The organism is Mesorhizobium sp. M7A.F.Ca.CA.001.10.2.1 (assembly GCF_003998575.1).
Lineage (GTDB): Bacteria > Pseudomonadota > Alphaproteobacteria > Rhizobiales > Rhizobiaceae > Mesorhizobium.
This window is the reverse complement of sequence record NZ_RZQY01001078.1, coordinates 1-1,181: the sequence shown is the minus strand read 5'-3', so window position 1 is coordinate 1,181 and position 1,181 is coordinate 1. Positions and strand designations below refer to the sequence as shown.

General features: G+C 58.9%; 1 pseudogene. It reads left to right on the top strand.

The window, feature by feature from the left end:
• A pseudogene (locus EN964_RS35195) lies at positions 1–779 on the top strand (carbamoyl phosphate synthase large subunit); the annotation flags it as partial.
• Positions 780–1,181: the final 402 nt, after the last annotated feature.

Sequence of the window (1,181 nt, the reverse complement as noted above, 5' to 3'; positions counted from 1 at the left end):
CTCTCAATGTCGGCGGGCTGATGAACGTGCAGTATGCGATCAAGGATGGCACGGTCTATGTGCTGGAGGTCAACCCGCGCGCATCGCGCACCGTGCCCTTCGTTGCCAAGACCATCGGCCGGCCCATTGCCAAGATCGCCGCCCGCATCATGGCCGGCGAAAAACTGGAAGACGCCTTCGCCCATTACGGCGCCATGCCCGACCCCAGAAACCCCGGCCACATCGCGGTCAAGGAAGCGGTCTTCCCCTTCGCCCGCTTCCCCGGCGTCGACATCCTGCTCGGCCCGGAAATGCGCTCGACCGGCGAGGTCATGGGTCTCGACCGCGATTTCGCGCTCGCCTTCGCCAAGAGCCAGTTAGGGGCCGGTGTCGACCTGCCGCGTTCCGGCACGCTGTTCGTCTCGGTGCGCGACGAGGACAAGAAAGGCATATTGCCGGCGGTCAAGCGCCTTGCCGGCCTCGGCTTCAAGGTCCTGGCCACCTCGGGCACCGCCCGCTTCCTCGCCGAAAACGGTGTCGACGCGCAGAAGATCAACAAGGTCCTGGAAGGCCGCCCCCACATCGAGGACGCCATCCGCAACCGACAGGTGCAGATCGTCTTCAACACGACGGACGGCCAGAAGGCCGTGTCGGACTCGAAGTCGCTGCGCAGGGCGACGCTGATGCAGAAGGTGCCGTATTACACCACGTTGTCGGGTGCGGCTGCGGTGGCGGAAGCGATTGCTGCGCTGAAGGCGGGGAGCCTCGAGGTCAGGCCGCTGCAGGAGTATTTTGCGTGAGAACAGGGAGAAGCTGCCGTAGGCAGATGACGGAAGCCCGCACGGGTGATCGTAATCTGTTGGGGCCTCGCTGCGGCAGAGTTCAGCCAGAAACAGAATTGCATCGCCTCTATCGACGCGAAGGCGGCAGCAGTGGTGATCGAAAGCGGCAATCAGGGGCCCTGCACCAACGATAGCGAAGTCAAAAGAAACGTGTTATTCAGCCCCCTAGGGCATAACTAGGGGGCTGACGATATGACCATACCTACCAATGATCCGTTTATATTATTAATTACAATAATACTTTCGATATCGACAGTTGTGGCGGTTTTTGATTTTTTTTGGTTTTTTTCTTGGTTTTTATTCAAATGGGTAAAAAGAAATAAAATGGGTTTAACCCTAGAAGGTCTTTGCGGCAAGGGG